The organism is Streptomyces sp. NPDC087906, assembly GCF_055584925.1.
In genome coordinates, this window is the sequence record NZ_JBVJLC010000010.1 from 134484 (window position 1) to 157382 (window position 22899).

The following is a 22899-nucleotide window of genomic DNA, read 5'->3' on the forward strand; positions in this document are numbered from 1 at the left end:
CGGAACATACACGCCGGGCGGCCGGCCTTCGCGCACCGAACGTCCGATCGATAGGCCATTGGCACCATTTGCACCAGAGGAGAGACAACTCACGCCATCTGCGCCGCCGCACGCCCAGAGCGGGCGAATCTGGCGTCAATTCGCCAGTTCCGCCCGCTCTTTGGCTCCTCTGACCAGCCGTTACGTCGTGGTCACCGCCGAGTCCTGCGCTGCCGTGGCCGCGCCCGCCGGGCCTGCGGTCGTGCTGCCGCCCGTACCGTCGCCCGCGTCGTCCACCGTCACCGAGCGCCGCTTGGACACGTACACCGCGGCGACGATCACGACGATGGCGATCACCGCGATCAGCGCCCTGATCCAGGCGTTCGCGTCGTCCCCGTAACTGAACTGCACGACAGCCGGGGCGATGAGCAGCGCCACCAGGTTCATCACCTTGAGCAGCGGGTTGATGGCGGGGCCCGCCGTGTCCTTGAACGGGTCGCCGACCGTGTCGCCGATGACGGTCGCGGCGTGGGCGTCGCTGCCCTTGCCACCGTAGTTGCCGTCCTCGACCAGCTTCTTGGCGTTGTCCCAGGCGCCGCCGGAGTTGGCGAGGAAGACGGCCATCAGCGTGCCGGTGCCGATCGCCCCCGCGAGGAACGAGCCGAGCGCCCCGATGCCGAGCGAGAAGCCGACGGCGATCGGGGTGAGGACGGCGAGCAGCCCCGGGGTGGTCAGTTCGCGCAGCGCGTCCTTGGTACAGATGTCGACGACGCGTCCGTACTCGGGCTGTTCGGTGTAGTCCATGATCCCGGGGTGCTCGCGGAACTGCCGCCGCACCTCGTAGACGACCGAACCGGCCGACCGCGAGACGGCGTTGATGGCGAGTCCGGAGAAGAGGAAGACGACAGCGGCGCCGAGGATCAGCCCCACCAGGTTGTTGGGCTGGGAGATGTCCATACTGAGAGTCATCTCACCCGCCCTGGCCCCCACGTCGGAGACGGCGGTGGCGATGGCGTCCCGGTACGACCCGAAGAGCGCCGCCGCAGCGAGTACGGCGGTGGCGATGGCGATGCCCTTGGTGATGGCCTTGGTGGTGTTGCCGACCGCGTCGAGGTCGGTGAGCACCTGCGCGCCCGCGCCCTGCACGTCGCCGGACATCTCGGCGATGCCCTGGGCGTTGTCGGCGACGGGACCGAAGGTGTCCATGGCGATGATGACGCCGACGGTGGTGAGCAGTCCGGTGCCGGCGAGGGCCACGGCGAACAGCGCGAGCATGATCGACGTACCGCCGAGCAGGAACGCCCCGTACACCGCGAGGCCGATCAGCAGGGCCGTGTAGACGGCGGACTCCAGGCCGATGGCGATGCCGGCGAGTACGACGGTCGCCGCGCCGGTCAGCGAGGACTTGCCGATGTCCCTGACGGGGCGCCGGGTGGTCTCGGTGAAGTAGCCGGTGAGCTGCTGGATCAGCGCGGCGAGCACGATCCCGATGGCGACGGCGACGAGGGCGAGGATCCGCGGGTCGCCGCCGTGGCCGAGGATCTCCTTCGCGCTGACGCCGTCCAGGTCCGCGTAGGAGGACGGCAGATAGACGAAGACCGCGACGGCCACCAGGACGAGCGAGATGACGGCCGAGATGAAGAAGCCGCGGTTGATGGCGCTCATTCCGCTGCGGTCGGAGGGGCGCGGTGCGACGGCGAAGATGCCGACCATGGCGGTGATCACCCCGATCGCGGGGACGATCAGCGGGAAGGCGAGACCGAAGTCGCCGAAGGCCGCCTTGCCGAGGATGAGGGCGGCGACGAGGGTCACGGCGTACGACTCGAAGAGGTCGGCCGCCATGCCGGCGCAGTCCCCGACGTTGTCGCCCACGTTGTCGGCGATGGTCGCCGCGTTGCGCGGGTCGTCCTCCGGAATGCCCTGTTCGACCTTGCCGACGAGGTCGGCGCCGACGTCGGCCGCCTTGGTGAAGATGCCGCCGCCGACCCGCATGAACATCGCGATCAGCGCGGCGCCGAGGCCGAACCCCTCCAGGACCTTGGGCGCGTCGGCCGCGTAGACGAGCACCACGCAGGAGGCGCCGAGCAGGCCGAGGCCCACCGTGAACATGCCGACCACACCGCCGGTACGGAATGCGATCTTCATGGCCTTGTGCGAGACGGCCGTCAGATCCTTTTCCGGCTCGCCTTCTCCCGGAGTCGCCTCACGGGCGGCAGCCGCCACCCGTACATTGCTGCGTACGGCAAGCCGCATGCCCATATATCCGGTGGCCGCCGAGAATCCCGCACCCACCAGGAAGAACAGCGAACGGCCCGCGCGTTGTGACCAGTCGTCGGCCGGCAGCAGCAACAACAGGAAGAACACCACGACGGCGAAGATGCCGAGAGTGCGCAACTGCCGTGCCAGATAGGCATTCGCGCCTTCCTGTACGGCGGCCGCAATCTTCTTCATGGCTTCGGTGCCCTCGTCGGCCGCCAGTACCTGCCGCACCAGCAGCGAGGCCAGGAACAGCGCCGCCAGTGCGACGACGGCGACGACGATCACGATCAGCCGGTTGCCGTCGGTGAGTACCGCGGCGGCGAGAGATGTGGGGTGGTCGGACAGTTGTGGTTGGAAGTGCCCCGCCATTCGTCCTCCTTGACGCTCAGCGCTCAAGATGGACGGATTGTAGGGAGCCGGAGACGATCAAAACAGAGTGCTTACATTTAAATTGACCTTGCGGCCGAAAACAGTCGGGAAAAGGGTAATGGGATAAACGTGTTCGACGATCTACAAAAGCAAGAAAGGCCCTGCTCAGGCAGGGCCTTTCCAAGAATTGGATCAATCAGGGGAGCGGAATGGCCGGTGTGGTCGGCCAGCTCATTCTGATCACGCCGCCGTCGTCGCCCGAGGTGACCTCGACATCGTCGACGAGCCCGCTGATGACCGCGAGCCCCATCTCGTCCTCGCCCTCGGCGTCGGTCTCGAAGAGATCGCCCGACGGCACTCCGTTACGGGCGCCGGGCACGCCGGACGCTCCGCTGCCGGATCCCGGCACCTCGTCACCGACCTCGATGGAGAAGGTCTTCTCCTCCTCGGTCAGGACGACGCGCACCGGGGCCGTGATGCCATGGCTGCGATGCAGCCCGACGGCCCGGCTGCATGCTTCACCGACCGCGAGTCTGACCTCGTCCAACACAGCTTCGTCGACCCCGGCCCTGCGCGCCACGGCGGCCGCCACCAGACGGGCCGTCCTGACATGCTCGGGCTGGGCGCTGAAGCGGAGTTCAACGGTGGCCATGCGATCCCCCTCGAACGTACGAGCGTGCACTCTCAACCACTCTCAAAGGCGGCAGGCACCCGGGCGGAACGCCCGGGTCTCCTGCCGTCATCCTCCGGACCGGAAGCCGGCACCGACCTCAGTCGGTGGCGGCAACGGCCTCGTCGACCGTGGTGTGGATCGGGAACACCTTGGTGAGACCCGTGATCCGGAAGATCTTGAGAATGCGCTCCTGGTTGCAGACCAGGCGCAGCGAGCCCTCATGGGCACGCACACGCTTCAGGCCACCCACGAGCACGCCGAGCCCGGTCGAGTCCAGGAAGTCCACGCCTTCCATGTCGACCACCAGGTGGTAGCTGCCGTCGTTCACCAACTCGACCAACTGCTCGCGCAGCTTTGGCGCGGTATACACATCAATCTCGCCACCGACCTCGACGACCGTACGGTCGCCACCAGGGCCGGACACATTGCGAGTCGACAGGGACAGGTCCACGGATCCTCCAGCACCTTGCTATCGAGCGGTCGCCCCTCGGGTCTCCCCGACGGAGCCAGGGGACGTATCGCCAGCCGCGATGGCATTCAATCACTTACCAGCGGCCACGCACGACGCCTTGGGGCCATTGTCCGTCATGCCAGTGACACACTCGATGCCGATGGCCAGGAATCACCGCCCCAGTCGACTCCCCGCGAGCGGGGACAACCGCCCCTCCCCGAGTATGGTCCTCGACCGGCTCACCGCGGGGGCGGGCCGGGCTGCGCGCATCACCCATACGGAGCACCTGCCCCCACGTGCGGGGCGTCATGCCGTCTGGCCTGATCGCATCCGCGCGGAAGTGATCAACGCCATCCAGCAGGCCGGAATCGAACATCCGTGGGCCCATCAGGCCGCGGCCGCCGAGCACGCCCTGGACGGCGAATCCGTCGTCATCGCCACCGGCACCGCCTCGGGCAAGTCGCTCGCCTACCTCGCGCCCGTGCTCAGCACCCTCCTTGACGGCTCGGAGGCACCGAACGGCCGGGGTACGACCGCGCTCTACCTGGCGCCGACGAAGGCGCTCGCGGCCGACCAGCGACGCTCCGTCAAGGATCTGGCCGCGCCGCTCGGCAACGCCGTACGGCCGGCCGTGTACGACGGCGACACGCCGGTGGAAGAGCGCGAATGGGTCAGGCAGTACGCGAACTACGTCCTGACCAACCCCGACATGCTGCACCGGGGGATACTCCCGTCCCACCCCCGCTGGGCCTCCTTCCTGCGCTCCCTGCGCTATGTCGTCGTCGACGAGTGCCACACCTACCGGGGCGTGTTCGGCTCGCACGTGGCGCAAGTACTGCGCCGGCTGCGGCGCGTCTGCGCCCGCTACGGCGCCGACCCGGTCTTCCTGCTGGCATCGGCCACCGCCGCCGAGCCCGCCCTGGCGGCCGGCCGACTCACCGGACTGCCCGTCACCGAGGTCGCCGACGACGCGTCACCCCGCGGCGAACTCGTCTTCGCCCTCTGGGAGCCCCCGCTCACCGAACTGCACGGCGAGAAGGGCGCGCCCGTACGCCGCACGGCCACGGCCGAGACCGCCGACCTGCTCACCGACCTGACCGTGCAGGGCGTCCGTTCGGTCGCCTTCGTACGCTCCCGGCGCGCCGCCGAACTGATCGCCCTCATCGCCCAGGAGCGGCTGGCGGCGGTGGACCGCTCGCTGTCGCGCCGGGTGGCCGCCTACCGGGGCGGCTACCTCCCCGAGGAGCGCCGCGCCCTGGAGCGGGCCCTGCACTCCGGCGAACTGCTCGGCCTGGCCGCCACCACCGCCCTGGAGCTGGGTATCGACGTCTCCGGCCTGGACGCCGTCCTCATCGCGGGCTATCCGGGCACCCGCGCCTCCCTGTGGCAGCAGGCGGGCCGGGCGGGGCGCGCCGGGCAGGGCGCGCTGGCCATCCTGGTCGCCCGCGACGACCCGCTGGACACCTACCTCGTCCACCACCCCGAGGCGCTGTTCCAGCAGCCCGTCGAGTCGACCGTCCTGGACCCGGACAACCCGTACGTCCTCGCCCCCCACCTGTGCGCGGCGGCGGCCGAGCTGCCGCTCACGGAGGACGACCTCGCGCTGTTCGGCCCCGCGACACCGGACCTGCTCCCCCAGCTCGTCACCGCCGGACTGCTGCGCAAGCGCGCGGCGGGCTGGTACTGGACCCGCAGGGAGCGAGCCGCCGACCTGGCCGACATCCGCGGGGAGGGCGGCAGCCCGGTCCAGATCGTCGAGGCGGCGACGGGCCGGCTGCTGGGCACGGTCGACGAGGCCGCGTCCCACACGGCCGTCCACGACGGCGCCGTCCACCTACACCAGGGCCGTTCGTATCTGGTGAAACGGCTGGATCTGGCCGACTCGGTCGCGCTCGTCGAGGAGGCCGACCCGCCGTACTCGACGACTGCCCGGGACACCACCGCCATTTCCGTGCTCGAAACGGACACCGAGATTCCGTGGGGTGACGGACGCCTCTGCTACGGGTCCGTCGAGGTCACCAACCAGGTCGTCTCCTTTCTGCGCCGCAGACTCATCACCGGGGAAGTGCTCGGCGAGACCAAGCTCGATCTGCCGCCGCGCACCCTGCGCACCCGCGCCGTCTGGTGGACCGTCACCGAGGACCAACTGGACGCGGCCCGCGTCAACCCCGAGCAGTTGGGCGGCGCCCTGCACGCCGCCGAACACGCCTCCATCGGGATGCTGCCGCTCTTCGCCACCTGCGACCGCTGGGACATCGGCGGCGTGTCCGTGCCGCTGCACCCGGACACCCTGCTGCCGACGGTCTTCGTGTACGACGGCCAGCCGGGCGGTGCCGGCTTCGCCGAGCGCGCCTTCCAGACGGCCGGCGAATGGCTCACCGCCACCCGCGAGGCCATCGCTTCCTGCGAGTGCGACGCGGGTTGCCCCTCGTGCATCCAGTCACCCAAGTGCGGCAACGGCAACGATCCCCTGCACAAGCGAGGTGCCGTACGCCTGCTGACGGAGCTGCTCAGGGGCGCCCCTGACGCTCTGGCGGCGGTCGAGGGCTTTCCCAGGCCCTCGACGTCGCCGGAGGCGGCGACACAGCCGGTGGGCCCGCCCGCGACCTGACAGCGGGGGCGTACGGCCCGACGCGGGCGCTGGCCGTCACGTCCGCGATCTCCCCGCTCACCACGCAGCTCGTGACCTCCGCCCGCTGCGCCGCCGCCACCTCGACCGCCCTGCGACAGGCCTCCACCGGGCCCGACAGGGCGCGGTCGGCGGCGGCGAGGGCCGCCAGATCGGCCGCGGCCCCCGCGCGATGGCGGGCAGCGACCGCCTGGCCCAGCGCGAGCACCACGGCGAACACGGCGCATATCGTGGCCGCCGCCATCGCCACCCAGACCGTCGCCGCGCCCCGGTCGGCGCCGCGCCGGCCATCCCCGTCACGGCTCATGGCGCGCCCCTTCCGCTGGAGGGGCCCCTGGAGCCGGCCCTGCGGCGTCCACCGCGTCCTCCGCCGACGCAGCGGCCTCGGCCGTCAGGGTGAGCGCCAGCGCCCCCGGGCCCGGCGTCGGAGCCGCCACCCGCACCCGCCACAGATCACCGGACCGGCCGAGGGTGATCTCGGCGCCCTCGGGGGCGGCCGACCGGGCAGCGTTCAGCGCCGCTTCCCGCGGCTCGGACCTGGCGACGGCCCGCGCCCCCGCCCGCGCGGCGTCCACGCACTGGATCTGTGCCGCCGCCGCTGTCAGCGCCCAGACGAGCGCCATGGCGAACACCACCAGCGCCGGCACCGCCACAGCCGCTTCGGCCGTGACATATCCGCGGTCGTCCCGATCCGCGACCCGTACCGCCGCATCAGACCTGGACATTGAGGGCCTTGCCGATCACCGACTGGAGCGCCTGTGACACAGCTCCACTCGTGACCACTTTGTACAGCACCGCGGCAAAGGCACACGCGGCGATCGTGCCCATCGCGTATTCCGACGTGGTCATTCCCGCGTCACCCGATTCCGTGCCCCGCCGAATCCGGCGCAGCCATCCCTTTCGCATACGCGTCCACATTTCGGCCTCCCGTTTTTATTTGCTTTGTTTCACGCATTGGTCTGCCGTTGATCCGCTGTCGGTCAGCCGCCGCCGAGCAGTCCGCTCGCCAGACCGATGACCACGGGCGCCACACCGACCGCCAGAAAGGCGGGCAAAAAGCACAGCCCGACCGGCGCGGTGATCAGCACCTGTGCCCGATGGGCGCGGGCAGTCGCCCGGCGCGCCCGCTCCGCCCGCAGGCCGTCCGCCAGCCGCGACACCTGTTCGGCGGCCGGCGCTCCGCTGGCCCCTGCCCGCTCCAGACAGCGGGCGAGACCTGCGGCGCCCGGTATCTCGCCGAACCTCCCCCACGCCTCGGCCGGTTCACCGCCGAGCCGGACCTCGGCCGCCGCCCTGGCCAGCCGGTCGCCGACCGGTCCGCCGAGTGACTCCCCCACCGCCTCGGCCGCCTCCCTCGGTCCGGCGCCGGCCGCGACACAGGCGGCCAGCAGGTCGGCTGCCAGCGGAAGTTGACGTATCGTCCGCTCGTCCAGGCGGCCGTCGTCCCGTTTCCTGGTGCGCAGCCAGCGCCGCACCCCGTACGCGCCCGCGAGGCCCGCCGCGCAGCCCGCCATGCCACCGAACAGCACCCAGCCGGTGGCGAGCGCGGCGAGCGGTGGCCCCCAGCGCCGGACCCACCCCGCCGCAACCGCAGCCGCACGGACCCGCACCCGCGCTCGTCCTGCCGGCACCACGGCCAGCAGCTCGGCGCCGCGTCCGCGCACCTTCCGCGCCCTGCGCCCGGCAGCTATGGCGGAGGCCAGCGAACCGAGCGCCGCCAACGCGGACACCGCCACCCACAGGCTGTGGACGAGCGACCCGGTCATGACGCCTCTCCCGCCCGCACGACGCACGACGCCCACCACAGCCCGACGCCCTCCAGCGCGACGCCGACGGCCAGGCACACCAGACCGCCCGGGGTGTGCAGCAGGACCCGCAGCGGATCGGCGCCCAGCGCCCAGCCCATCGCCAGGCCCACCGCCGGCAGCAGCGCCAGCACGGCGACCGTCGACCAGGCGCCGGCCACCTCGGCGCGCAGTCCGTCCCGCTGCGCGCACTCGGCGCGCAGCGCGCCTTCCAGCCGGTCGAATCCCGCGGCGAGCCCGGCCCCGCCGTCCACGGCCACCCGCCAGCACGCTGCCAGCCCCAGCAGCCCCTCGGCCCCGGGCTCGGCCGCCGCACGCCGCAGCGCGTCCGGTACGTCGCCGCCGAAGCGCACAGCGGCCAGTACGGCGGCCTCCGCGCCACCCAGGCCACCGGTGGACGCCGCAGCCGCCAGCAGCGCCTGTGCGGGCTGCTGACCCGCCCTCAACTCGCCCGCAGCCGCGCCGCACAGCGCCACGACGCCGTCAGCACGGCGCTCCCGCGCGGCCCGCAGCTCCCTGGCCCGCAGCCGGCGCCGTACCAACGGCACCGCGCCCGCACAGGCGACCACCGGCAGTACCGACGCGCCCAGCACGGCCAGGACGAGCCCCACCGGCAGACACAGCCACTCCCCTCCGATCCGCCGGGCCCGCAGCCGCAGTTGTCCCGACCACCGCTCCCACGACGGCGCCCGCGGCCCGCCCGCCGCCGCACCGCCCGCCGCAGCCACGTCCGCCAGCAGCAGCTTCGCCCTGCGCAGCGCCCGGCTCGGCCCGGCGACGAGCCAGGTCGCCGCACCCGCGCACAGCGCCGCGGCATACGCGGAAGCCGACAGGGAAACCGCCGTCACAGCGCACCCCCAAGCAATGTCGAGAGCCGTGGCCAGCCGCGCTCGTACACGAACCCTTGGACGCTCCAGCGCAGCGCGGGAACCGGCACGACGAGCCCCGCGGCGTCCCGCTCCAGGACATGCACCTCGGCGATCCGCCGTCGCCCGGTCCTGTCCCGTACGAGATGGACGACCACGGACAACGCCGCCGCCAACTGGCTGTGCAGCGCGGCCCGGTCGAGCCCGGCCGCGGTCCCGAGCGCCTCAAGACGAGCCGGTACGTCCGCCGCCGTGTTCGCATGGACAGTGCCGCAACCGCCCCCGTGGCCCGTGTTCAAGGCGGCCAGCAATTCCGTCACTTCACCGCCCCGCACCTCGCCGACGACCAGCCGGTCGGGCCGCATCCGCAGCGCCTGCCTGACGAGATCCCGCAAGGTCACCTCACCGGCGCCCTCCTGATTCGCCGGCCGCGACTCCAGCCGCACCACATGCGGATGGTCGGGCCGCAACTCCGCCGAATCCTCGGCGAGTACGATCCGCTCCCGCTCGCCCACCAGACCGAGCAGCGTCGACAGAAGCGTGGTCTTGCCGGAGCCCGTACCGCCGCTGATCAGGAACGACAGCCTGGCTCTGATCAGCGCCCGCAGCACCCGCTCGCCGCCCGGCGGGACCGTCCCCGCCGCGGCGAGTTCGGCCACGGAGAACGCCTTGGGCCGCACCACCCGCAGCGACAGATACGTCGAGCCGACGGCGACGGGCGGCAGCACCGCGTGCATCCGGGTGCCGTCCGGCAGCCGGGCGTCGACCCAGGGCCTGGCATCGTCCAGCCGGCGCCCCGCCACGGCCGCCAGCCGCTGCGCCAGCCTCCGTACGGCGGCGGTGTCGGCGAACGTCACCGCTGTCAGTTCGAGACCGCCGCCCCGGTCCACCCACACCCGGTCGGGCGCGCAGACCAGCACATCCGTGACCGAGGGATCGGCGAGCAGCGGCTCCAGCGGGCCCGTACCGACCAGCTCGCAGCGCAACTCCTCCGCCACGCCCAGCACTTCCGCGTCCCCGAGCAGCCGCCCCTGGGCGCGCAGCGCCGCCGCCACCCTCGCCGGTGTCGGGTCGGCCCCGCTCTCCGCGAGCCGCTGCCGTACGGCGTCCAGCAGCCCGCCGTCGGCCGGGGTGCGCCCGGCAGTGAAGCGCTCGACCGTCATGACGTCACGCTCCCGTCCCCGGCAAGTGCCCGCTCCCAGAAGGCCGTACAGAAAACGGCCAGGGGTCCGCGCGCCCGCGATCCCGGCGGGGAGCCGTTGTCCTGGGCCTGCGACAGGCCGGGTTCCAGAGGCAGTTCGCCCGCGAGCGGCAGCCGGAGCGCGTCAGCGATCCACCGCTCGTCGAGACCGGTGGCGTACGGCCCTCGGACCACGGCGCGCAGGTCCTGGAGGACCATGCCGACCATCGAGGCCACCCGGCCGGCCGCGGCGACAGCGCGCAGTTCACCGGGGACCACCAACAGCCCCACATCGAGCTGGGCCAGCGCCTCCGCCACCGCCTCGTCCACCCGGCGCGGCAGGTCGACCACCACGACGCCGCCGCCCCGGCGCGCGGCGGCGAGCACCGACCGCATGGCCTCGGGACGGATCACGACGCTGTCGCCCCTGTCCCAACTGAGCACGCGCAGATCGTGCAGCCGGGGCAGCGACTCCTCCAGCGCGCCGCCGGCCACGCGCCCCTTGGACCCCGCGAAGTCCGGCCACCGTCTGCCTTCGGCCTGCTCCCCGCCGAGCAGCACGTCGAGCCCGCCGCCGAGCGGATCCCCGTCGACAAGCATGGTGCGCCGCCCGGAGCGGGCAGCGGTGACGGCGAGCGCGCACGCGAGCGTGGAGGCACCGGCACCGCCCCGGCCGCCGATCACCCCGACGGTCAGCGCCTGTCTGCCCACGCCCTCGGCGGCGTCCGCGATCCGGTCGACGAGCCAGCTCTCCGCGTCGGGCAGCCGCAGCACGCAGTCGGCCCCGATCTCCACGGCGCGCCGCCACACGTCCGGATCGTCCTGGTCGCGGCCGACGAGCATCACCCCCCGCCTGCGGGTGGCTCCCCGGCACCGCGCCGCGGCGTCGTCCCCGACGAGGACCATCGGCGCTTCCTCCCAACTGCCCTTCCGCTCCGGGACCGAGTGGTGCACCTGCGGCTCGGCGCCGGCCGCGGCGCACAGCCGCAGCAGATCGTCGAGAAGCGCCACGTCCTCGGTGACGATCAGCGGACCGGCCCTGCGTCCTTCCGCGACCTGGGACCGATCGGATGTCATGGATCCAGCCACGCTCTCCGCCCCCTTTTTCTCCGTCGAACCGGGATCCGCGCGTGCTTCTGCAAGCGGTCCCGGACAGATCCGGTATCGGTGATTCCGGCTAACCGCGCACTTTCGCGGCCGCAATCACCGTGCCGGGCCACGGGAAATCGTGTGGATCTTGCTGGAAAACTGTGGACAACTCGCCGAATGTGAATATCCCGCTAGCTCATACCGGTGACTTCCACAGCGCAGCACACCCATCACGGAGCGTGACGGGTAGAACTGGACAGAGACACCGGCAGCGCGGCGACAAGGAAAGGGGGGACGGCCAGATCCAGGAGCAGGAAATGGGTCCGGACATGCGACGACCCCCGCCGGGGGGGAGAGCGGGGGTCGTCCCCACGGCCGACTCGGGGGGGGAGGAGTCGGACCGGGTTAGACACGGTCGCGAACGATCCGTGACTTCCATGGTGTACCCGAGAGGCTTCTCAAGCAAACCCACACGCCAGACCTTACGCCGAATGGTGGGCGCCTATGCTCGGCTCGTGGAAAACCACTCCTTGCCGCGTACAGCAGCCTTCTTCGACCTGGACAAGACGGTCATTGCGAAGTCATCGACCTTGACCTTCAGCAAGTCGTTCTACCAAGGCGGTCTGATCAACCGCCGCGCCGTACTGCGGACGGCTTACGCGCAGTTCGTCTTCCTCGCCGGAGGCGCCGATCACGATCAGATGGAACGCATGCGCCAGTACCTGTCGGCGCTGTGCAAAGGCTGGAACGTCCAGCAGGTGAAAGAGATCGTCGCCGAGACCCTGCACGACCTGATCGACCCGATCATCTACGACGAGGCCGCCTCCCTCATCGAAGAGCACCACACGGCGGGCCGTGACGTCGTGATCATCTCCACCTCGGGCGCGGAGGTCGTCGAGCCCATCGGCGAACTCCTCGGCGCCGACCGGGTCGTGGCGACGCGCATGGCCGTCGGCGCGGACGGCTGCTTCACCGGGGAGGTGGAGTACTACGCGTACGGGCCGACGAAGGCCGAGGCGGTCAGGGCCCTCGCCGCGTCCGAGGGGTACGACCTGGCGCGCTGCTACGCGTACAGCGACTCCATCACCGACGTACCCATGCTCGAATCGGTCGGGCATCCGTTCGCGGTCAACCCCGACCGTGCGCTGCGGCGTGAGGCGACCACCCGCGACTGGCCCGTCCTTGTCTTCAACCGTCCGGTGCGGCTGAAGCAGCGGCTGCCCGGCTTCTCCATGCCGCCCCGTCCGGCACTCGTCGCGGTCGCCGCGGTGGGCGCCGCTGCGGCCACCGCCGGACTCGTCTGGTACGCGAGCCGGCGGCGCCATTCGCCCCGGGTCTTCACCGCCTGAGCGTGTGGCGGCGCCGTCCGGGCGCCGCCACACGCTCCCACCTCAAGCCGCCCCGCGTTGCAGTGCCTCGCAGACGGCCGTCGACTCCCTGACCCCCAGCTCGACCGCGCGCCCGCAGTGCGCGATCCACGCGGCCATGCCGTCCGGGGTGGCCGACAGATACGCCTCGAACGCCGCCGCGTAGGCCGCGCGCCCCAGCTCGGCATGGCCGGCCTCCGCCGGGCAGATGGATTTGGGGTCCAGCCCGCTGCCGATCAGCACGATCCGCTCGGCCGCCCGCGCCACCAGGCCGTTGTACGACCCGAAGGGGCGCAGCGCCAGCAGCTCGCCGTGCACGATCGCCGCCGTCACCAGCGCCGGCGCCTCGCTTCCGGCGATCACGAGCCGGGCGAGCCCGTCCAGCCGGCCCGCCACCTCGGCTGCACCGGGCAGCGGCGCCTCCGTCAGCGGCCCGTTGATGTCGGTTCCCGGAGCCTCGACGACGGGCTCGCCCGCGAGCCTCGGCCGGCCGACCGTCCCGTCGTCGACGCCGGCCTTGCCCGCGGCGACGAGGTGGAGTCTGGCCAGCACCCGCACCGGGGACTGCCGCCAGATGGACAGGAGCTGGCCGGACTCGGCGGTCAGCCGCAGCGCGGCACCGACCGTACGGGCCTGCGCCTCCGCCCCGAAGTCCGTGCGCCTGCGCACCTCTTCTAGCGCCCAGTCGGCGCCGGACAGCGCGGCCGAGCCACGCGCCGCACGCAGCGCCGCCTCCGAGGTCACCTCGTTGCTGCGGCGTCGCATCACGCGGTGTCCGTAGACGCGGTCGACGGCCTTGCGGACCGAATCCACCGCGCCGGGCACGCCCGACAGGGAGGCCAGCGCGGCCAGGGGATCCTCCCGCCGAGGGGCGGAGGAGGCGTCTGAGGCTGTCGTACTCATAGGTAGCGAGGCTACGCCCCGGCGCCGCAGCGCCACGTTGGAGTGGTCTTCTTCACGGAAGTCGACCACGTCCAGCGACGTTGCGACTACCCTACGTGAACATGAAGATCGCTTTCGTGGGGAAGGGCGGCAGCGGCAAGACGACGCTGTCCTCGCTCTTCATCCGTCATCTGACCGCCAACGAGGCTCCCGTACTAGCGGTGGACGCCGACATCAACCAGCATCTCGGGGCCGCGCTCGGCCTGGACGAGGCGGCCGTCGCCGAGCTGCCCGCCATGGGCGCGCATCTCCCCCTGATCAAGGACTATCTGCGCGGCAGCAATCCTCGGATCGCCTCGGCCGAAGCAATGATCAAGACGACCCCGCCGGGCGAGGGATCGCGGCTGCTCCGGGTCGACGAGGACAACCCGGTGTACGCGGCCTGTGCCCGGCCCGTCCAGCTCGACGACGGCGAGATCCGGCTGATGGCCACGGGGCCCTTCACCGAGTCGGATCTCGGGGTGGCCTGCTACCACTCCAAGGTCGGGGCGGTCGAGCTGTGCCTCAACCACCTGGTGGACGGCCCCGACGAATATGTCGTGGTCGACATGACGGCGGGTTCCGACTCGTTCGCCTCCGGCATGTTCACCCGGTTCGACATGACGTTCCTGGTGGCCGAGCCGACCCTGAAGGGCATCTCCGTCTACCGCCAGTACAAGGAGTACGCACGGGACTTCGGCATCGCGCTGAAGGTCGTGGGCAACAAGGTGCAGGGCCAGGACGACCTGGACTTCCTGCGGACCGAGGTCGGCGACGACCTGCTGGTCGCCGTCGGCCACTCCGACTGGGTCAGGACCATGGAGAAAGGGCGCCCGGCCCGTTTCGAGCTGCTGGAGGCGGACAACCGGCTCGCGCTGCAGGTCCTCCAGGACGCGGCCGAGGACAGCCATGAGCAGCGCGACTGGGAGCGCTACACCCGCCAGATGGTCCATTTCCATCTGCGGAACGCGGAGAGCTGGGGCAACGCGAAGACGGGGATCGACCTGGCGGCCCAGGTCGACCCCTCGTTCGTCCTCGGCGAGACACCGGCCACGGCTCAGTTCGGCTGATCAGCCGGTGTGCGAGGCCGGGGCCGCCGCTGCCAGATACGACTCCCAGCCGGCCTTGGGGGCGTGCCCGACGGCGAGGGCCTGGAGCTTGTCCAGCGTCGCCGGGTCCTGCGCGTCCAGCCAGTCGGCCAACTGCCGGAAGGACACGCACCGCACGTCCTTCTGGCCGCAGACCGTCCTGATCGTCTCCTCGACGGCGCGCATGTACGTGCCGCCGTTCCAGGACTCGAAGTGGTTGCCGATGATCAGCGGGGCGCGGTTGCCCAGGTACGCCCGGTCGAAGGCCTTGATCAGGCCGTCGCGCATCTGGTTGCCCCAGTAGGCGTGCTTGGCGGGGTCGCCGTTGACCGTCTTGGACTGGTTGAACATGAAGTTGTAGTCCATCGACAGGGTCTCGAAGGCGCGCCCCGGCACCGGGACCGCCTGGAGCGGCATGTTCCAGAGGCCGTCGAGCTTGCTGGGCCAGACCTGCGTTCCGGTGCCGCTGGAGTCGTATCGGAAGCCCATGTCACGCGCAGCGGGCAGCAGGTTCCGCTGCCCTTCGAGACAGGGCGCGCGACCGCCGACGAGTTCCTTGTCGTAGTCGAAGGGCAGCGGGGCCTCGCCCGGCAGGGCCGAATTGGTCTTCCAGCTCTTCACGAAGGACTTGGCCTGGCTGATCTCGCTCTTCCACTCCTCGACGGTCCAGGTGCCGACCCCGCCGTTGGGGCCGCAGAAGTGGCCGTTGAAGTGGGTGCCGATCTCGTTGCCGTCCTGCCAGGCGCCGCGCACCTCCCGCAGCGTGTTCGTGATGCCTTCGGTGTCGTTGAAGCCGATGTCGGAGCTGCCCCGCGCATGGTGCGGCGGGTCGTACTGCAGCGCCTTGTCCTTGGGCAGCAGATAGACACCGCTCAGGAAGTACGTCATGTTCGCGCCGTACTCCTTGCCCACCTTGCGGAAGTGGGAGAAGAGTTTCTGGTTGTCCTCGCCCGCGCCGTCCCACGAGAACACGACGAACTGCGGGGGCCTCTGGCCCGGCTTCAGCCGCTGCGCGCGGGGCAGATTCGGCTGGACGCCGGTGAAGGCGGTCGAGCCGTCACCGATGAGCTGTACGGGGCGCTTGGGCGCTACGGGGGCCTTCTTCGCGCCGGGGGCACCCTTCTCCGTGTCCTGTCCCGCCGGCTTTCCGGCCTCCGGGGCACCGAGCCCGGAACAGCCGGCGAGACCCACGGAAAGCGCCATCACAGCGGCGCCGAAAGCGATTCCTTTTCTGGCGGCCAGCATCCGCCCACCCTCTTCCTTCAGATTTACCTACCGAAGTGCCGAGCGGCGGTTTGCCGGCACGGCGCCGAGCGCCGTCAACATCGCACCGGGGTGGAAGAGGCAAAGAAACGACAAGCCGTACAAAATGACTAATCACCATTCCGGGTGAATGATTGCCCCATTTGCCTCGAAAGTCATGCCAAAGTCTTTACTCTCCATTACGATCCATTTACCGAGAGTAGAAATTGCGCATCCCGCCGCTGCACGCCGTGACTCACGGCCGCGACCCAACTTTCCGCGACCGCGCCGCCCCGGAGGAGACGGGAACATGTCTGCCTGCGTCCCCACTCGTACGTCCCACACGCCACCGACACCGCCCGGGTCGGGTGACGGCCCCGGAGGCCGCCGCCGATTCCGTATCGCGGGCGCCGATGTGTCCGCGTCCATCACCGTGTTCTTGCTCGCCATCCCGATGTCCCTCGGCCTCGCCGTCGCCATGGGCGCTCCCCTGGGGGCCGCACTGCTGTCCGCGGGGCTCGGCGGCATCGTCGCCGGGCTGCTCGGCGGTTCACCGCTCCTGGTGAGCGGTCCTTCGGCGGGTCTTACCGTCGTCACCGCCGGGATGATCCATCAGTACGGCTGGCGTACGACCTGCGCGATCACCATCGGCGCCGGCCTTCTCCAGATCGCGCTGGGGTCGCTGAAGGCCGCACGCTCCGCGCTGGCCGTCAGTCCCGCCATCGTTCACGGCACCCTCGCCGGCATCGGCGTCGCCATCGCACTCGCCCAGCTCCATGTCGTGCTCGGCGGCTCCCCGCAGAGCTCCGCCCTCGACAACGTCCTCGCACTGCCCGAGCAGTTGACCCGCGTCGGATTCGCCGAACCGCTCATCGGCGCGCTCGCCCTCGTCGTACTGATCGGCTGGCCACGGATCCCCGGCCGGGTCGGACAGGTCCTGCGCCGGGTGCCCGCCGCGCTCGCCTGCGTCGTCGTCGCCACCGCGGTCGCCGCCGTCGCCGCCCCCGACATCGCCCGCGTCGACCTGCCGTCCTGGAGCGCCCATGTGCTGCCGGAAGTGCCCCGGGGTCCGGTCCTCGGACTGATCACCGCCGTCCTCACGATGACCCTCGTGGCCAGCCTCGAATCGCTGCTCTCGGCCGTCGCCGTCGACAAGCTGGCGGCCGAGCGGCGCGGTTCCGTCGAGGAGCAGGGCTCGCCCGGTACGGGCTCCCCGGGCACGAGCACGGGCGCGGGAACGCCGCGTACGCCGCGCGCCGACCTCGACCGCGAGCTGCGCGCCCAGGGCATCACCAACGCGCTCAGCGGCATCCTCGGCGGGCTCGCCGTCTCCGGCGGCGCGGTGCGCAGCTCCGCGAACGTACGGGCGGGTGCGACCAGCCGCGCCTCCACCGTGCTGCACGGGGTATGGGTGCTGGTCGCCGCCGGACTGCTCGTCTCGGTGCTGGAGTGGATCCCGCTCGCCGCCCTCGCCGCGCTGGTGATGATGGTCGGCATCCAGATGGTGTCGTACGCCCATATCCGCAACGTCCACAAGCACCGCGAGTTCCTGGTGTACGTGGCGACGGTGGCCTCCGTGATCCTGTTCGGCGTCCTGCAAGGGGTGCTGGTCGGCGGCGCGGTCGCGGTGGCCGTGGCGCTGCGCCGGCTGGCCAGGACGCGCGTCTCGGTCGAGGAGCGGGACGGTGTCCACCGGGTGCGTGCCCGGGGCCAGTTGACGTTCCTCGCGGTGCCCAGGCTCAGCCGGGTCCTGCATCAGGTGCCGCAGCACGCCGACTGCGTCGTCGAGTTGGACGGCTTCTTCATGGACCACGCGGCGTACGAGGCCCTGCACGACTGGCAGACCTCGCACATCGCCCATGGCGGCAAGGCCGAGTTCACCGGCCCGGCCGGCGGCCGGATCGCCGAGCCCGCCTCGGGCGCCGCGCACGCCTGCTGCCGTCCCTGGACGCCGTGGCGCAACCACCACTGCGGCGAGCAGTTGGCCGCCGACCAGCCCGCGCCGGGCCTGTCCGCGCCGGGCCTGTCCGCGCCGGGCCTGTCGATGGCAGGGCAGCCGACCGCCGGACGGCCCACCACCGTGCCGCCGGACCCGGACGCCGAGCCCGCGGCGCCCATCGTCATGGCCCCGCTGCTACGGGCGACCGGGAGCAGTCTCCGGCTGGCCGAGGGGCTCAGCTCCTTCCAGCGCAACACCGCCCCGCTGGTACGGGACGAGCTGGCGCGGCTGGCGCGCGAGGGCCAGCGGCCCTCGCAGCTCTTCCTCACCTGCGCCGACTCACGGCTCGTGACCAGCATGATCACCTCCAGCGGTCCCGGGGATCTCTTCACCGTGCGCAACGTCGGCAATCTGGTGCCCCTGCCCGGCACCGAGGGCGGGGACGACTCGGTGGCCGCCGCCATCGAGTACGCCATCGACGTACTGCACGTCGAGTCCATCACCGTCTGCGGGCATTCCGGCTGCGGTGCGATGCAGGCCCTGCTGCAGAGCCCCGACGAAGGCGCGGACGAGACCGACGGAGGGCTCAACTCCCCGCCCCCGTCCCCGTTGCGGCGCTGGCTGCGCCACGGGATGCCCAGCCTGGAGCGGATGCGCAGCCGGCACCACTCCTGGGCCAGGATCTCCGGCCGGCTCCCTGCCGACGCGGTCGAGCAGCTCTGTCTCACCAACGTGGTCCAGCAGTTGGACCATCTGCGGGCCCATGAGGCGGTCGCCCGGCGCCTCGCCGAGGGCAAGCTGGAGCTGCACGGAATGTACTTCCACGTCGGCGAGGCGCAGGCGTACCTGCTGGCGGACGGCAACACCGCGGGGGACGGCTCGGGCAGCGGGCCCGTCGGCGGCGAGGAGGTGTTCAACCGGGTCGCCCCGACCGTACGGGCCGAGGTGAACGCCTGAACCGCTCCCCCGTTCCCGCCGTGAGTATGGGTGGCCTCTTCCCTCCTCGGACTCGGACTCGCTCTCGGTCTCGGTCTCGGAGTCCGACTCCGACTCCGGTCGCATCCGGTCCGACTCCGGAGGAGGCCGCCCTCGTCCTGGTCGCCCGAGCGCGATAGGTTTCAGCCGGTCATCTCATAGGTCTAAACCAATTCGCCTTCAGGCCCTTGTCACCCGGGCATCCGCCTGATGAGCTAGACCAGGGACAATCGGGATACAAAAGGACGCCCTGGGAAAGGGAGCTGCTGTGAGCAATGAAAGCCTGGCCAACCTGCTCAAAGAAGAGCGACGGTTCGCGCCGCCCGCCGAGCTCGCCGCGCACGCGAATGTGACAGCGGCGGCCTACGAGCAGGCAGCGGCGGACAGGCTCGGCTTCTGGGCCGAGCAGGCGAGGCGGCTCACCTGGGCCACCGAGCCCACCGAGACGCTCGACTGGTCGAACCCCCCGTTCGCCAAGTGGTTCGCCGACGGTCAGCTCAATGTCGCGTACAACTGCGTCGACCGCCATGTGGAGGCGGGCCACGGCGACCGGATCGCCATCAACTTCGAGGGCGAGCCGGGCGACAGCCGCACCATCACCTACGCCGAGCTCAAGGACGAGGTGTCCCGGGCCGCCAACGCGCTCGTCGAGCTGGGGGTGCGCAAGGGCGACCGCGTCGCCGTCTATCTGCCGATGATCCCCGAGGCCGTCATCTCCATGCTGGCCTGCGCCCGGATCGGCGCCCCGCACTCCGTGGTCTTCGGCGGCTTCTCCGCCGACGCCGTCGCCTCCCGTATCCAGGACGCCGACGCCAAACTGGTCATCACCGCCGACGGCGGCTACCGCCGGGGCAAGCCGACCTCGCTCAAGCCCGCGATCGACGACGCGGTGGCGCGCTGTCCGCAGGTCGAGCACGTGCTGGTCGTCCGGCGTACGGGCCAGGACACCGCCTTCGACGACAGCCGGGACGTCTGGTGGCACGACATCGTCGCCCGCCAGTCCGCCGAGCACACCCCGGAGCCGGTCGACGCCGAACACCCGCTGTTCATCCTCTACACGTCGGGCACGACGGGTAAGCCCAAGGGCATCCTGCACACCTCGGGCGGCTATCTCACCCAGGCCGCCTACACCCACCACGCGGTCTTCGACCTCAAGCCGGAGACCGACGTCTACTGGTGCACGGCCGACGTCGGCTGGGTGACCGGGCACTCGTACATCGTGTACGGGCCCCTGGCCAACGGCGCGACCCAGGTCATGTACGAGGGCACGCCCGACACCCCGCACCAGGGCCGGTTCTGGGAGATCGTCCAGAAGTACGGCGTCACGATCCTCTACGCGGCGCCCACCGCGATCCGTACGTTCATGAAGTGGGGCGACGACATCCCCGCCAAGTTCGACCTGACGTCCCTGCGGGTCCTCGGCTCGGTCGGCGAGCCGATCAACCCCGAGGCCTGGATCTGGTACCGGCAGAACATCGGCGGCGGCAAGGCGCCCATCGTGGACACGTGGTGGCAGACCGAGACCGGCGCCATGATGATCTCCCCGCTGCCCGGCGTCACGCACACCAAGCCCGGCTCGGCGCAGCGCGCGCTGCCGGGCATCTCCGCCACGGTCGTGGACGACGAGGCGAACGAGGTGCCGGACGGCGGTGGCGGCTATCTCGTACTGACCGAGCCGTGGCCGTCGATGCTCCGCACGATCTGGGGCGACGACCAGCGGTTCCTCGACACGTACTGGTCGCGGTTCGAAGGCAAGTACTTCGCGGGCGACGGCGCCAAGAAGGACGACGACGGCGACATCTGGCTGCTCGGCCGGGTGGACGACGTCATGCTGATCTCGGGTCACAACATCTCCACCACCGAGGTCGAGTCCGCGCTCGTCTCGCACCCGAAGATCGCCGAGGCGGCCGTGGTCGGCGCCAACGACGAGACGACGGGACAGGCCATCGTCGCGTTCGTCATCCTGCGCGGCACAGCGTCCGTGGACGACGGGCTCGTCGCCGAGCTGCGCAACCACGTGGGTACGGTTCTCGGCCCGATCGCCAAGCCCAAGCGGATCCTGCCGGTCCAGGAGCTGCCCAAGACCCGCTCCGGCAAGATCATGCGCCGGCTCCTGCGGGACGTCGCGGAGAACCGCGCGCTGGGCGACGTCACCACGCTCACCGACTCGTCCGTCATGGAGCTGATCCAGAGCCAGCTCCCGGGCGCCACCAGCGAGGACTGAGCGAGCCGTAGCGAGAGCTGCAAACGAAGAGCCGCAAGCGAAGAGCTGCGAGCAAGAGCACAAGCGAAGAGCCGCACGCAGAAAGCTGCAAGCAACGAGCTGCGACAGGGGCGCCCGGCACACCGTGCTGCCGGGCGCCCCTTCGCGCACGCGTCGCATGCCCATCCATGAGCCGGGCATTTCGGGGTACCGGAGCAGCACGGCTCGGCCTGACACGCAGGGGCAGCGCGCGGTGACGGCCGCAGTCCGGCATGATCTGACAACGGATCGAAAGACGAGAAGTACCAGAAAAGGGAGTCACCGATGAGCGACCCCGGCAAGCACGTTGCCGATGCGGTATTGACCGGCACCGCCGTCCCAGCCGTCAGTGCCGACCGTAGCCTCGGTCAACTGGTCGCCGGCGCGACCGCCGAGATGTCCGAACTGATGCACGACGAGATCGCCCTCGCCAAGGCCGAGCTGCGCCAGGACGTCAAGCGCGGCGTGATGGGCGGGGCCGCGGGCGGTATCGCGGCGGTGCTGGCCCTGTTCTCGCTGCCCGTGCTGAGCTTCGCCGCCGCGTACGGGATCCACAACCTGGGCCTGGGCCTGGCCTGGTCGTTCCTGATCGTGGGCGGCGCGTTCCTGCTGCTGGCCGGGGTGCTCGGCCTGCTCGCCATGCGGAAGTTCAAGAAGATCAAGCCCCCCGAGAAGACCATCACCTCAGCCAAGGAGACGGCCGCCGTTCTGCAGAACGCGAAGCCGCACGCCCGAGAGGCGCTGGAGAGCGGCAAGACTGTGGCACGCTCGTCTGCATGACCGCCCCTGTTACAGGCTCTGGTGCGACGGTTGCCTCCGCGGTACGCCTCGACGGCCCCTGGACCCATCGCGACGTGGCGGCCAACGGTGCCCGCTTCCACATCGCCGAGATGGGCGACGGACCGCTGGTGCTGCTGCTGCACGGCTTCCCGCAGTTCTGGTGGACCTGGCGCCATCAGCTCCCCGCGCTCGCGGACGCCGGTTTCCGCGCCGTGGCCATGGACCTCCGGGGTGTCGGCGGCAGCGACCGTACGCCCCGGGGGTACGACCCGGCGAACCTGGCGCTCGACATCACCGGCGTGATCCGCTCGCTGGGCGAGCCCGACGCCGCGCTCGTCGGCCATGACCTGGGCGGCTATCTCGCCTGGACGGCCGCGGTGATGCGGCCCAAGCTGGTGCGCCGCCTCGTCGTGTCCTCGATGCCGCACCCGCGCCGCTGGCGCAGCTCGATGCTCTCCGACGTGTCGCAGAGCCGCGCCGGCTCGTACATCTGGGGCTTCCAGCGGCCGTGGCTGCCGGAGCGTCAGCTCGTCGCGGACAACGCGGCGCTGGTCGGTGAGCTGATCCGGGACTGGACGGGTCCCGGAATGCCCGACGACAAGGCGATCGAGGTCTACCGGCGGGCGATGACGATCCCGTCGACCGCGCACTGCTCGATCGAGCCGTACCGCTGGATGGTCAGATCGCTGGCGCGTCCTGACGGCATCCAGTTCAACCGGCGGATGAAGCGGCCGGTGCGGGTGCCGACGCTCCAACTGCACGGGGCGCTCGACCCGGCGGTACGCACGCGCAGCACGGCGGGATCGGCGGAGTACGTCGAGGCGCCGTACCGCTGGCGCCTCTTCGAGGGGCTCGGGCACTTCCCGCAGGAAGAGGACCCGGTGGCGTTCTCGACGGAGCTGATCAACTGGCTCAAGGACCCCGAACCCGACCGTTGACCGCCCCCGCCGAGGGCCGTCGCCCATCTCCGCGACCGCCCGCGCGAACACCCGTCCTACGAACAGCCAATTGCCGCGCGCATAGGCCAATTGGCCGCGGTCCGCGC

19 protein-coding genes are annotated in these 22899 nt (G+C 71.1%); 7 read left to right on the forward strand and 12 right to left on the reverse strand.

Going from position 1 to position 22899, the window contains the following annotated elements; translation table 11 throughout:
• Positions 1 to 180 precede the first annotated feature (180 nt).
• From ACZ63I_RS26395 to ACZ63I_RS26405, 3 genes are all read right to left on the reverse strand, one after another.
• The gene (locus ACZ63I_RS26395; RefSeq protein WP_469341496.1) at positions 181 to 2607 is read right to left on the reverse strand and encodes a sodium-translocating pyrophosphatase; all 2427 of its coding nucleotides are present in this window, start codon (positions 2605 to 2607) and stop codon (positions 181 to 183) included.
• 196 nt (positions 2608 to 2803) lie between these two features.
• Entirely contained in the window at positions 2804 to 3259 is a 456-nt protein-coding gene (locus ACZ63I_RS26400; protein ID WP_469341497.1) for an ATP-binding protein, read from the reverse strand.
• Between the two features lie 118 nt (positions 3260 to 3377).
• A complete protein-coding gene (locus tag ACZ63I_RS26405; protein ID WP_003967428.1) occupies positions 3378 to 3731 on the reverse strand; it encodes an STAS domain-containing protein in 354 nt (117 codons plus the stop codon).
• A 79-nt stretch (positions 3732 to 3810) separates the two neighbouring features.
• Here ACZ63I_RS26405 and ACZ63I_RS26410 point away from each other — a divergent pair, with 79 nt between their 5' ends.
• Complete coding sequence (locus ACZ63I_RS26410) at positions 3811 to 6342, forward strand: DEAD/DEAH box helicase (RefSeq protein ID WP_469341498.1); 2532 nt, start codon at positions 3811 to 3813, stop codon at positions 6340 to 6342.
• On the opposite strand, the gene ACZ63I_RS26415 is transcribed toward ACZ63I_RS26410, so the two are convergent.
• The 7 genes from ACZ63I_RS26415 to ssd all read right to left on the reverse strand — a co-directional run bounded on the left by ACZ63I_RS26415 (position 6242) and on the right by ssd (position 11288).
• Positions 6242 to 6667 carry an Rv3654c family TadE-like protein gene (locus tag ACZ63I_RS26415; RefSeq protein ID WP_469341499.1) on the reverse strand — a complete coding sequence of 142 codons (426 nt, stop codon included), beginning with the start codon at positions 6665 to 6667 and terminating at the stop codon, positions 6242 to 6244. The genes ACZ63I_RS26410 and ACZ63I_RS26415 overlap by 101 nt on opposite strands.
• Positions 6657 to 7085 carry a TadE family type IV pilus minor pilin gene (locus ACZ63I_RS26420; RefSeq protein WP_469341500.1) on the reverse strand — a complete coding sequence of 143 codons (429 nt, stop codon included), beginning with the start codon at positions 7083 to 7085 and terminating at the stop codon, positions 6657 to 6659. The genes ACZ63I_RS26415 and ACZ63I_RS26420 overlap by 11 nt, the downstream gene beginning before the upstream one ends.
• On the reverse strand, positions 7072 to 7266 hold the full coding sequence (locus ACZ63I_RS26425) for a DUF4244 domain-containing protein (RefSeq protein ID WP_469341502.1): 195 nt from the start codon (positions 7264 to 7266) through the stop codon (positions 7072 to 7074). Before ACZ63I_RS26425 ends, ACZ63I_RS26420 begins: the two co-directional genes overlap by 14 nt.
• Before the next feature lie 74 nt (positions 7267 to 7340).
• The gene (locus ACZ63I_RS26430) at positions 7341 to 8126 is read right to left on the reverse strand and encodes a type II secretion system F family protein (RefSeq protein WP_469341504.1); all 786 of its coding nucleotides are present in this window, start codon (positions 8124 to 8126) and stop codon (positions 7341 to 7343) included.
• Positions 8123 to 9013, reverse strand: coding sequence for a type II secretion system F family protein (locus ACZ63I_RS26435; RefSeq protein WP_469341505.1), 891 nt, complete (start codon positions 9011 to 9013; stop codon positions 8123 to 8125). Before ACZ63I_RS26435 ends, ACZ63I_RS26430 begins: the two co-directional genes overlap by 4 nt.
• Positions 9010 to 10194, reverse strand: coding sequence for a TadA family conjugal transfer-associated ATPase (locus tag ACZ63I_RS26440; RefSeq protein ID WP_469341507.1), 1185 nt, complete (start codon positions 10192 to 10194; stop codon positions 9010 to 9012). Before ACZ63I_RS26440 ends, ACZ63I_RS26435 begins: the two co-directional genes overlap by 4 nt.
• Positions 10191 to 11288 carry a septum site-determining protein Ssd gene (ssd, locus tag ACZ63I_RS26445; RefSeq protein WP_469341508.1) on the reverse strand — a complete coding sequence of 366 codons (1098 nt, stop codon included), beginning with the start codon at positions 11286 to 11288 and terminating at the stop codon, positions 10191 to 10193. Before ssd ends, ACZ63I_RS26440 begins: the two co-directional genes overlap by 4 nt.
• 503 nt (positions 11289 to 11791) lie before the next feature.
• On the opposite strand from ssd, the gene ACZ63I_RS26450 reads away from it, so the two are divergent.
• Positions 11792 to 12649 (forward strand): HAD family hydrolase, encoded by an 858-nt coding sequence (locus ACZ63I_RS26450; protein WP_469341509.1) that lies wholly within the window; start codon positions 11792 to 11794, stop codon positions 12647 to 12649.
• A gap of 42 nt (positions 12650 to 12691) precedes the next feature.
• On the opposite strand, the gene ACZ63I_RS26455 is transcribed toward ACZ63I_RS26450, so the two are convergent.
• Positions 12692 to 13570 (reverse strand): Fic family protein, encoded by an 879-nt coding sequence (locus tag ACZ63I_RS26455; protein ID WP_469341511.1) that lies wholly within the window; start codon positions 13568 to 13570, stop codon positions 12692 to 12694.
• Between the two features lie 101 nt (positions 13571 to 13671).
• Here ACZ63I_RS26455 and ACZ63I_RS26460 point away from each other — a divergent pair, with 101 nt between their 5' ends.
• Positions 13672 to 14658 carry an ATP-binding protein gene (locus ACZ63I_RS26460; protein ID WP_469341513.1) on the forward strand — a complete coding sequence of 329 codons (987 nt, stop codon included), beginning with the start codon at positions 13672 to 13674 and terminating at the stop codon, positions 14656 to 14658.
• Here ACZ63I_RS26460 and ACZ63I_RS26465 read toward each other — a convergent pair whose 3' ends face one another.
• Positions 14659 to 15921 (reverse strand): polysaccharide deacetylase family protein, encoded by a 1263-nt coding sequence (locus tag ACZ63I_RS26465; protein ID WP_469341514.1) that lies wholly within the window; start codon positions 15919 to 15921, stop codon positions 14659 to 14661.
• 307 nt (positions 15922 to 16228) lie between these two features.
• Here ACZ63I_RS26465 and ACZ63I_RS26470 point away from each other — a divergent pair, with 307 nt between their 5' ends.
• The 4 genes from ACZ63I_RS26470 (at position 16229) to ACZ63I_RS26485 (ending at position 22792) form a co-directional block, all read left to right on the forward strand.
• Complete coding sequence (locus tag ACZ63I_RS26470) at positions 16229 to 18814, forward strand: SulP family inorganic anion transporter (protein WP_469341515.1); 2586 nt, start codon at positions 16229 to 16231, stop codon at positions 18812 to 18814.
• A gap of 286 nt (positions 18815 to 19100) precedes the next feature.
• Positions 19101 to 21056 carry an acetate--CoA ligase gene (gene acs / locus ACZ63I_RS26475; RefSeq protein ID WP_469341517.1) on the forward strand — a complete coding sequence of 652 codons (1956 nt, stop codon included), beginning with the start codon at positions 19101 to 19103 and terminating at the stop codon, positions 21054 to 21056.
• Between the two features lie 303 nt (positions 21057 to 21359).
• Positions 21360 to 21854: a phage holin family protein gene (locus ACZ63I_RS26480; protein ID WP_469341518.1), complete on the forward strand. Its 495-nt coding sequence runs from the start codon at positions 21360 to 21362 to the stop codon at positions 21852 to 21854.
• On the forward strand, positions 21851 to 22792 hold the full coding sequence (locus tag ACZ63I_RS26485) for an alpha/beta fold hydrolase (RefSeq protein WP_469341520.1): 942 nt from the start codon (positions 21851 to 21853) through the stop codon (positions 22790 to 22792). The genes ACZ63I_RS26480 and ACZ63I_RS26485 overlap by 4 nt, the downstream gene beginning before the upstream one ends.
• The last annotated feature ends 107 nt before the right edge of the window (positions 22793 to 22899 follow it).